10 protein-coding genes and 1 pseudogene are annotated in these 9,875 nt (G+C 45.0%); 3 read left to right on the top strand and 8 right to left on the bottom strand.

The genetic code is table 11. From position 1 onward, the window contains the following. The coding region (locus ABUA34_RS12945; protein ID WP_349823442.1) for a sensor histidine kinase at positions 1-663 on the top strand (663 nt) is incomplete at its 5' end. Between the two features lie 69 nt (positions 664-732). Here ABUA34_RS12945 and ABUA34_RS12940 read toward each other — a convergent pair. The 8 genes from ABUA34_RS12940 to ABUA34_RS12905 form a co-directional block, all read right to left on the bottom strand. Beyond that, on the bottom strand, positions 733-1,767 hold the full coding sequence (locus ABUA34_RS12940) for a hypothetical protein (RefSeq protein WP_349823441.1): 1,035 nt from the start codon (positions 1,765-1,767) through the stop codon (positions 733-735). Positions 1,768-1,782: 15 nt separating this feature from the next. Then, positions 1,783-2,310, bottom strand: coding sequence for a sigma-70 family RNA polymerase sigma factor (locus ABUA34_RS12935; protein ID WP_015534656.1), 528 nt, complete (start codon positions 2,308-2,310; stop codon positions 1,783-1,785). 124 nt (positions 2,311-2,434) lie between these two features. Beyond that, the gene (locus ABUA34_RS12930; protein ID WP_161171325.1) at positions 2,435-3,502 is read right to left on the bottom strand and encodes a WYL domain-containing protein; all 1,068 of its coding nucleotides are present in this window, start codon (positions 3,500-3,502) and stop codon (positions 2,435-2,437) included. A gap of 19 nt (positions 3,503-3,521) precedes the next feature. Continuing rightward, positions 3,522-4,019, bottom strand: coding sequence for a tRNA (uridine(34)/cytosine(34)/5-carboxymethylaminomethyluridine(34)-2'-O)-methyltransferase TrmL (trmL, locus tag ABUA34_RS12925; RefSeq protein WP_022216959.1), 498 nt, complete (start codon positions 4,017-4,019; stop codon positions 3,522-3,524). Between the two features lie 10 nt (positions 4,020-4,029). Beyond that, positions 4,030-5,034, bottom strand: a complete 1,005-nt coding sequence (locus ABUA34_RS12920) for an AIR synthase family protein (RefSeq protein WP_349823440.1) — start codon at positions 5,032-5,034, stop codon at positions 4,030-4,032. 223 nt (positions 5,035-5,257) lie between these two features. After that, a complete protein-coding gene (locus ABUA34_RS12915; RefSeq protein WP_161171326.1) occupies positions 5,258-6,562 on the bottom strand; it encodes an ATP-binding protein in 1,305 nt (434 codons plus the stop codon). 64 nt (positions 6,563-6,626) lie between these two features. After that, positions 6,627-8,021, bottom strand: a complete 1,395-nt coding sequence (locus ABUA34_RS12910) for an AI-2E family transporter (RefSeq protein ID WP_161171327.1) — start codon at positions 8,019-8,021, stop codon at positions 6,627-6,629. 53 nt (positions 8,022-8,074) lie between these two features. Then, the gene (locus ABUA34_RS12905; protein ID WP_022216962.1) at positions 8,075-8,725 is read right to left on the bottom strand and encodes a 3'-5' exonuclease; all 651 of its coding nucleotides are present in this window, start codon (positions 8,723-8,725) and stop codon (positions 8,075-8,077) included. Positions 8,726-8,920: 195 nt separating this feature from the next. On the opposite strand from ABUA34_RS12905, the gene ABUA34_RS12900 reads away from it, so the two are divergent. Together ABUA34_RS12900 and ABUA34_RS12895 are read left to right on the top strand one after the other, a co-directional pair. Then, entirely contained in the window at positions 8,921-9,523 is a 603-nt protein-coding gene (locus tag ABUA34_RS12900; protein ID WP_055145127.1) for an HAD family hydrolase, read from the top strand. Positions 9,524-9,534: 11 nt separating this feature from the next. Then, positions 9,535-9,875: pseudogene (locus ABUA34_RS12895) on the top strand (LTA synthase family protein); the annotation flags it as partial.

Here is a 9,875-nt window from a genome sequence, read left to right as displayed (position 1 = left end):
GTGTTAAATGAGGCACAGAGACTGACCAAGCTGACACAGGGACTTCTGGAGCTGAACAACTTTGACTCATTTGACCTGCAGCTTGACAAGTCCAACTTCGATATCAGGGATATCATCACACCGACCATCAACACATTTGAGAAAAGGTGCAAGGACAGGGGAATTTTCCTGGACAGCGTATTCCTCACCGACAACACAGTGGTATACGCCGACAGAACCAAGATACAGCAGGTTATATACAATCTGGTTGACAACGCCATAAAGTTCACACCTGAGGGACGCCAGATCAGGGTTCAGGTGACTGAGAAGGACAACAAGATATATACAAGCGTCAAGGATGAAGGCGTGGGAATTCCAAAGGATGCCCAGAAGAAGGTATTTGAGAGATTCTACAAGACGGATCCGAGCCGTGGCAAGGACAAGACCGGAACCGGACTGGGACTGGCCATAACCAAAGAGATCATCAAGGCTCACGGCGAGCAGATCACCCTCACATCCGAGGAGGGCGAGGGAAGCGAATTTATCTTCTCTCTTCCTAAGGAGAAGGATATGCAGGTGCCTATCAAGCCTGTGCATGTCGAGCACACTGAACACCACTCCGATACAGACATATCATCGTCCGGCGTGAAGAGCAATGGCAAATTCAGGATCAAGGACTCATAAGATATCGCAGAATATTAAAGCCGGGGTATTACCCCAGAGAATGTCTCTGTTGTAATACCCCGGCTCTATTTATTTCACTTTACATTTCCTACCATCTATCCACACATTTTTCACCTGTGAAACATCTATCGGCTTAGTGAAGTTCAACTCCATTCTCTGTATGCTGTCGCCATCACCGGTCTTGCCGATTCCATATACTACATCTTTCAATTCTTTATTGTCTGTCATCTCAAGTATTATATTCTCCAGCGAGTCATCATCGACCGCCGCATTTTCAGTAATGTCAATGGTTATGCCCTTTGTATTTATTGTACATTTTTCAATGCCATCTATGCCGGATACATCCACACTATGTCCCTGCATATCATCCTGAACCTTAAACTGTAAGGTCCAAGGGCCATCCACCTCGTCTGCTACATAGGTGACCGCGCCATCACTTGATTTATTTTTGTTGAACAGGGTAATGCTGTTACATCTCATGGTGATGACATCCCCCACCTTGTATGCATTTTTCTTTTTTAACTTGTATACAATATCAGACATTGTCTGCTTGTTCGTGAGCGAGATTCCATCGCCAGGAGCCGTGCTGCCCGCATATTCACTGACGATGTTCGCACCGCCTTCTATTATCTGCATCTGAGCATCAAAGCTCTCATATTTTTCTGTGTCAAAGTCATCGTATGTTATCACCATCGCAATGTTGACCTGATTGCCATCCACTGCTACCTTCTTCAGATCAAAGCTTACTTTTGCATCGGACTCGGTTATCACCTTTACACTGCCCTTATACTCGTTATTTATGTAGCTCTCGTCCACATATTTTGATGGAATAACACTTCCTGTCTCCCTACTCAGACTGTCAAAAAACCATGCCAGCGAGCCGTTCTCTGCCGCATATGTCAGTCCGCCTCCCGACAGGATCAGAACAGCCGCCACTGCCGCCGTCTTCCATCCATGATTTCTTCCGGTTTCCCTCGCCTTCACCTTGTGCCTGAGCCTCTTCACACAGGCATCCTTCTCTTCATCCGACATATCCATGGTCTCAATGTCCACATTTACATCGTTCATAACATCATGTACATTTCTGTCTTTTCCGTTTTTCATGATCATTCACCGCCTTTACACTTGTTTCAATCGACTTCTTGCTCTGGACATTCTGCTGTAGATAGATGATGAAGATACCCCATAATCTTCCGCTATCTCATCTACACACTGGTCATCCCAGTAGTACCTCAGAATGATGTCCCTGTCTTCGTCCGACAGACCACTCAGCAGCTTTTCCATGCTGTCCGATATCTCCTCATTGAGTATCTCCAGCAGGTTGTCATTTGCAAGCTTGTTCTCATAGTCTGCTATGTCTTCCTCCGAACATCTTCTGCTGTATCTTCTCAGATAATCTATGGATCTGAATCTTGCAATTGCCGTTATCCAGCTTCTGAACGAGCCTTTGCTCTCGTCAAATCTGTCTATATTGTTCCATACATCCAGAAACACATCGTCCATGCACTCTTCAATTTCCTCCGGCATGCCCGAAAGATTCTTGTACACAGCAGCTTTCACCTGCCCTCCATATTCCTGAACCACAAACTCCAGAGCTTTCTCATTATGCCGTTTCAGCTTCGATATATAATTGTTCCTAGTTACCATATCATTCACCTCCCCGTGTGTTTCTAATATATATTCCGATCAAAATCTGTGTTTTCTTGCGGTAAAAGCGATTTTTTTTATAAAAAAGCTGCCAGTTTTTTGAATTATACTGACAGCCATCTCTTTAATTATTATATTTGTTATTCATTTCCTTTACAGCCTCACCGATCTGGGCTCTGAGCTCTGTGGGATAAATGACCTCCACCGAGGTTCCATACTGCATCGCCCAGTGCGCCATCGCCTGACGGCTGCACACAAGCCGCACGTAAGTTACATCATCATCAGTCTCCCTGAAGCCTTCGTACTGTCTGGCTATATTTTCATCGACCACATCAAAGTTTCTTCCAAACCAATCCACCACATCCGATATGGCAGCCTTTCTGACACGCATCACTATGGTCACCGGCTCATCGGCAAACATATAGATATGCTCAGCCATATGCTTTGGAAGGTTGAGTCCATGCTCCATTCCCTTTACCTCTGTGCGGTTCTTCACAGGCCTGTCAACTATCTGGACCTGTGTCATCTTATCCACTCTGTAATTCGACAGATTGTCATACTTGTCGTAATTGCAGATGAGGTAATACTTTCCGTCATTCGCCACCATCTGATACGGATTGACTACGTACGGCTCCTCCCGCCTCGGATGAAGCTTCTTGTCCTCACCATAATTATTGTAAACAAATGATATCTGCTTCTTCTCAGATATGGCATCGTCTATCATTCCCACGTTGAACAGTGTCTGCTTGTTGCTGGTGTGCTCGAGACCCGGAAGACTGCTCACATGCGTCATCTTGTTTGTAAAATATATATTTGACAGACCTGCTATCTTGTCTATGAGCTGACTTGCCTGACCAGCCGGTATGGTCTTGGAGAACAGGATACTGTCTATCATCATTCGAAGCTCTGCATCGTCAAACTCGTGGTTGTAATACCAGTTCGACGTGAGTATCTCCTTTGTGCCATCCTTCTTTTCTCGCTCAGTCTCGGTGTACTCAATGTCATAGCCATAATCCACCAGACAGTTGAGATTTGCCTTTACGGATTTTCTGTCCACAGTTATATCATAATCCTCTTTGAGCTTCGCAATGATATCCTTCTGATCCATGGTGTGGTCACAGTCCGTATATTTCTTCAGTATATCCAGAATGCATATGTTCAGCATCTTTTTTCCACTTGTAGGATACGCCATGTATATTCCCCCTCTATCACTACATGTCCCAACTAAGACGATGTAGATTTCCCGCTTCCTCTAGACCTGGGAAATCATTCTGTCTGAGTGCTTCATACAGCACTATTGCCACAGAGTTGCCCAGATTCAGTGAACGAATGTCTGGGAACATCGGAATCCTGATAGATGTATCCTTATAATCAACCAGGATCTCCTCAGGTATACCCGCGCTCTCCTTGCCGAACATGATGTATGCGTCATCCTCAAACTTCACATCTGTATACTTCTTCCTGGCTTTGGTTGTCGCCATGTATATCTTTGCTCCGGGATTCTTTGCAAGGAAATCCTCGAAATTCACATACGTTGTCACATCCAGCTTGTCCCAGTAATCAAGCCCGGCACGCTTCAGCTGTTTCTCATTTATCTGGAAGCCCAGCGGCTCTATGAGATGCAGTCTTGCGCCTGCTGCCACACATGTTCTTCCTATGTTGCCTGTATTGGCCGGGATCTCCGGCTCATGTAATACTATATTTAGCATACTACTCCTCCTATAAAAACCTTGGCGGTGTAAGAAATCTCCTCTCGTCGTCGTGCACCACAACCCTATCGCTTTTTTCCGTAAGATGGCCTATGACTGAAGCCTCATATCCTGCCTCATAGAGCTTATCAGCCAGCAATTTTCCATCCGGAACTACGAAGAGTGCAGAACCACAACCATCTATCATATACGGATTATCCCCGGTGTGCTCACATATCTCTATTGTTTCCTGAAGTATCGGTATATTGTCATGACATACCTCAAGCCCGCACTTCAGCGCATCTCCCATCTCCCAGAGAGCTGCAAATACGCCGCCCCTCGATATGTCGTGTGAATATATACAGCCATGATCTAATGCTATGTCAACCTGGCCGCCAAGCAGTATAAGCTGCTCGAGCTGCTCCACAGGTCTCAGATAGCTCTCCGAATACCTCTCAAAAAGTTCCTTCTGATTGTCATAGTAGAGCTGCAAAGTTCCCCCAACGCCAGTCTGTCCACACATAACAATGTCCATACCGGCCAGTCGTTTTGATCCACACAGGTCTAAATCATCATATCCTGCATGTTCCTGACCTACAGATATTCCCATCATTGTCAAACTTATAATTGGCTCGGCAACAGCACTGTTCACCTCAGTATGTCCCGTCACTATGTCAACGCCGTACTCCGCACATATGCCCGCAAGCTTTCTGAGCAGTTTCTTCATGCGTCGTTCATCGTCATCAGGCATAACTATGGTATCTACTGCCGCCCATGGCATATATCCGCCAATCCTTATACTGTTGTAAAGTCTCGCTATATCAAGTCTGAGTCCCATATACCCGCTGTCACAGCACACACCAGCCGCAACATTCACGCTTTTAGCTGCGCCGGTGTCTCCGCTACCCCCATCACGCAACAAGAGCCGGGCATAGTCATCTCCTATTCCGGCTCTTGTCACATCGTCGTGGACAGTACTTGGCAGACTCTTAAGTATCGATCGCACCGTCTGGTGCTCTCCAAACTTTCCTCTCATATCTACTCTCCAATTCGACCTGTTTTCCTATTAGAATGCTGAAACTAAAAGTGTAACAACCATAGCGATACACAGAACCACAACAATTATTCTGGATACCAGTGTCTTACCTTTCTTGCTGCTAAGATCTATCATCTTTCCACACTCCTTATCAAAGTATCTTGCTCTACAAAATTAACTTAATAATAACAAAATATAAACCGTAGTTCAACAGCAATTATTTTTACAATCCCTGCCCCTTAAGGTAGTTGATAAACTGCTGTGCAGTACGTCCGCTTATGCCGCCATGTGCAAGCTCCCACTTGTTTGCCTCTGCGCAGAGCTCCTTCTCGTCCATGGTGATGTGCTCCTTCTCAGCAAGTCCCTTGACGATCTCAAAGTATTCCTTCTGTGAAGGTGCGCTGTAGCTGATCGTGACTCCGAATCTGTTGACCAGTGACAGCTTCTCCTGAATGGTATCACTTCTGTGAATACCATTGTTATTCTCCATATCATTCCTGTCGTTCCATGTCTCCTTGATGAGATGACGGCGGTTGGATGTGGCATATATGAGCACATTGTCAGGTCTGATCTCAAGTCCACCCTCGATGACAGCCTTGAGGTACTTGTACTCTATCTCAAATTCCTCAAATGAAAGGTCATCCATGTATATGATAAATCTGTAATTTCTGTTCTTGATAAGCGATATGACCTGCGACAGATCCTGGAACTGATGCTTGTATATCTCTATCATACGAAGTCCTCTGTCATAGTACTCGTTGATGATCGCCTTGATCGTGGTTGACTTTCCTGTTCCACTGTCACCAAAGAGAAGTGCATTGTTCGCCTTGCGGCCCTCCACAAATGCCTCAGTGTTGTCCACGATCTTCTTCTTCTGGATCTCATATCCGATGAGATCATCCAGCATGACATCCTCTGTGTTATTTATAGGTACAAACTCCAGATCTCCATGCTCACGGGTGATCCTGAACGCTTTGTTGAGACCGAACATACCAACACCATATGCCTTGTAGAATGATGTCACTATGTCAAATATCTGGTCCTCGTTCTCAGCCTCCTCTATCGCATTGCTGACAGCCTGAACCTTCTCGCTGACATTCTTATTGTACATTCTCTCCTTCTTGCCAATAGACCTATAGTTGTTGATAGTTGAGAAACAGTCTATTCCAAGTGCGCTCTCTATCTCTGAGAAATCAAAGTCGAACAGCTTCTTGAATATCCTGAAATCATTCTTGGCGAAATAATTAACGGTTCCGTCATTTGCTCCTACCTTCTCACTTGTTATACTGAATGAGTTCTCATTGGTGATAAGTATAAATGCCAGATAGTTGTGCCACAGATTCTTGTCGAATCCATAGCTGGTCGCAAGATCGAGCAGTCTCTTGATCTGATCGTATATGCGGGCACACAGCTCCGCATTCTCACACCTCTTGAGATCAAAATCCTCAAATATTCCAGACAGCTTCATAAGTATGCTGTCCTCTCCTAGATCTCTGTATAAAACCAATTTCGCTATGTCTCTGTACATGTGTATATCCTTCTTTCTGAACGGCTATATGTATCACCACACAGATGATGCCATATATGAGCCGTCATTTTTTTCTCTTCTTGTAGTTTTTATTTCTGTTACTGTTTCTGCCTGTGTTATTTCTTTCTATGTTATTTCTTTCTGTGCTATTTCTGCCTGTATTATTTTTTCCAGAATTGCCGCTTCCGGCTGTACCGCTCGGTGCATTTGACTCATTCGTCCCGGTCTGCCCGGCGTCCACCTTGCTGACATCAGACGCACATTCCTCATCCAGCCTTCCATTCCATCGCCCCTCGGGGATGTTGCATGCCAGATTATATTTCCTCCACGATATGCCCTTGTCTCTGAGTCTCTTAACCACATATTCTTCAGACATCGCATACAGGACGGAGAAAAGCGGTACAAATATGAGCATACCCAGAATGCCCAACATATCACCTCCAAGCATGACCGCCACAAGTACCCATATAGATGGAAGTCCCACCGAACCGCCAACAACATGAGGATATATGAAGTTTCCCTCTATCTGCTGCAACACGACAAATATGATCAGAAACACTATGGCACGCTTCGGATCCTCTACCAGGATCATAATCGTTCCGGCAAAACATCCGACAAATGCTCCAACAACCGGGATCAGTGCAAATACTGCTATGATGATGCTGACCGTAAGCGCATACGGAATACGGAATATGGTCATCGTAATGAAAAACATAAGTCCAAGTATGCACGCCTCAAGGCACTGACCTGAGATAAACTTGGAGAAGGTCTTATCCGCAAGAACACAAGTCTGAATGAATCGGTCCGCCTTTTCTTCCCTGAACACCGCATACAATACACCCTTTACCTGCTTCTCCAGAGTCTCCTTCTGAGCCAGTATGTAGCACGCAAAGAACAGTCCCACCAGAACATCGACCACGGCGCCTACCACACTGCTGGCAATGGAGAACGTGGAAGACAATACACTGCTGCCGCCGTTCTTCACAATACCAACCACATTTGATATAAGTGCATCCCAATTAATATTGATACTCTTTATCTTATCCACTATCTCCGGCTGGTCCTTCATCAGCTTGATCGCCTTCCTCTGTATATCATCCATGGCCGATGGCAGCTTCTCTGCAAACATAGTTATAGTCTTGGACATCTCAGGTATGATCATAGTTATTGCAAACGTGAGAACAGCTATTATGCACAGGAACGACAGTATGAGGCACACTGGTCTCCTGAACCTGTACAGTCTGCTGTCTTTATTCTTAAACAATACCTTTTCAAGTCCCTTCATAGGTACATTCACCACAAATGCTATGGCAAATCCTATGACAAATGGCATGAGTATATTGATGAGCCAGCTGAACATACTGGACACCTTATCAAAATTAAACAGTACATATGCAAACAGCACCACACCGCACAATATAATCACGGTCCTCACTGTATCCCTCTTATTCCAGTTCATGAAGTCCTCCTAATAATCCACATTATTATTCTATGTAGTCATCAATTACATATCTATTCACCCAGATGTATATCTCCAAATGCCTCGGACAGGGAATATGTCAGATTCTTCTTGGGCTTGTACACATCGATGACCGGGGCCATGATCCTGAAAAAATTCTCCTCATCCTTTGAGAGCTTGAACACCTCAGCGGTATTCCTGGCATCCCACAGGGCATCATGCTCTGCCCCCTGAAAGTTTTCTCCCAGATAAAACACAGCGTCCGACAGTGATATCCTTCTTGACGTTCCTATGAGCTTGGCATATTCCTTCTGGAAATCCTTCCACCTTGATATGATACTTTCCAACCCGGGGTGCGTGTATTCCTTCAGCCTGGCCTCCTTGCGGAGCTGTCTCAGGTCATTCTCACTCCATGCGTATATCACATCGGCATCAGCACACCACTCTATAAAGCTCCCCATGGCAAAAGCATATGAAGGAGCATCCTCCACCATATCATCTGTTATTCCTGTGAGCTTTATTATACGCGAAGCCATGGTTCCATATGCCGGCTTCACATAACTCTTAAACGAATCTATCTCATTATAATCTTCATCCAGTTTAACCGCACCGATCTCTATGATCTCACTCTTACATATTTTCTTTTCCTTCTTATACTCTGAATCTATCATATTCATTTCAAAGTCCACAAATACGTATATCATACACTGTATTTCCCCTTACATTGCCGATTTAATCATTGTAACACTGTGACCGGAAAACTGTAAACAAGCATATTAGGTATTTGTCAGCATTTCCGCAAATATTTGAGTATATTTTTGTCCTATTATGAGTTAAAATTTCTGTGACGACATAATCTGCACTTATACGGCAGCATACGACACGAAAGGAATATACATATGAAAAATATAATCTTTGATATTGGCATGGTCCTCGTAGACTTCCACTGGAAAAGCACCATGGAGAAGCTTGGCATACCAGCGGACGTGATAGATACTCTTGATCACAACATGATAAACCACCCTATGTGGAATCATTTTGACCTGGACGATATGCCTGAGCCAGAGCTCATCAAACGTTTCAAGGAACTCAGCCCGGAATGCAGCAGCTACATAGACCTGTTCATGAACAATCTCGATGAAGTGGTGGACATGTTCCCGGGAGCCGACATGTGGCTCAAGGATCTCAAGTCCAGAGGTTACAACATCTACCTCCTGTCCAACTACCCAAGAAGACTGTTTGCACTCCACACGCCTAGATTCCACTTCCTGCCTTACACGGACGGAAGAGTGGTCTCCTATGAATACCACGTGACCAAGCCAGACGCCGCCATCTATGAGCATCTCTGCAACAAATATAACCTTGTCCCTGAGGAATCCATTTTTCTTGATGACAGGCAGGCGAATCTCGATGCCGCCGCAAAGCTTGGTTTCCACACTCTTCTGGTCACAGATCCTATAGGAGTGAGGGGTGCACTTGACGACATACTCGCACGCGAATAAGGAGATGCCAGATGAAAACAGATACAACTCAAAGCAGACACTGTGGTCTGCTGTGGCGTTCCATATTCTTTCCGCTAGCCTTTATTTATATGGAGCTCCTGTTTCACATTGCAATTTATGGATCTGCAGGCAGCAGCATACTACATCCCCTGACATTTGCGCTGGCATGCGGACTTACCCTGTCAGCACTGACCTCCTTCTGGCACAGATATGCAAATGCAGCCATAGCCTACCTGCTGTGGAGTATATTTACGATCTACTATATTGCACAATTTGTATACTATAAGATATTCAGAACATTTTTGAGTCTGGTGTCCATCGGCGGTGCCCAGGATGCTATGAACTTCAGGAC

Source organism: Coprococcus sp. RTP21428st1_C9_RTP21428_210409, assembly GCF_040227395.1.
In the GTDB taxonomy this organism is placed as follows: Bacteria; Bacillota; Clostridia; order Lachnospirales; family Lachnospiraceae; genus Coprococcus; species Coprococcus aceti.
This window is presented reverse-complemented; position numbering and strand designations above follow the sequence as displayed.

What these genes read in the sequence shown, in the direction of transcription:
- ABUA34_RS12940 (WP_349823441.1), bottom strand. Translation starts at nt 1,767, where the DNA reads ATGAAAAACGGAAAAGACAGAAATGTACATGATGTTATGAACGATGTA.
- ABUA34_RS12935 (WP_015534656.1), bottom strand. Translation starts at nt 2,310, where the DNA reads ATGGTAACTAGGAACAATTATATATCGAAGCTGAAACGGCATAATGAG.
- ABUA34_RS12930 (WP_161171325.1), bottom strand. Translation starts at nt 3,502, where the DNA reads ATGGCGTATCCTACAAGTGGAAAAAAGATGCTGAACATATGCATTCTG.
- trmL (WP_022216959.1), bottom strand. Translation starts at nt 4,019, where the DNA reads ATGCTAAATATAGTATTACATGAGCCGGAGATCCCGGCCAATACAGGC.
- ABUA34_RS12920 (WP_349823440.1), bottom strand. Translation starts at nt 5,034, where the DNA reads ATGAGAGGAAAGTTTGGAGAGCACCAGACGGTGCGATCGATACTTAAG.
- ABUA34_RS12915 (WP_161171326.1), bottom strand. Translation starts at nt 6,562, where the DNA reads ATGTACAGAGACATAGCGAAATTGGTTTTATACAGAGATCTAGGAGAG.
- ABUA34_RS12910 (WP_161171327.1), bottom strand. Translation starts at nt 8,021, where the DNA reads ATGAACTGGAATAAGAGGGATACAGTGAGGACCGTGATTATATTGTGC.
- ABUA34_RS12905 (WP_022216962.1), bottom strand. Translation starts at nt 8,725, where the DNA reads ATGATATACGTATTTGTGGACTTTGAAATGAATATGATAGATTCAGAG.
- ABUA34_RS12900 (WP_055145127.1), top strand. Translation starts at nt 8,921, where the DNA reads ATGAAAAATATAATCTTTGATATTGGCATGGTCCTCGTAGACTTCCAC.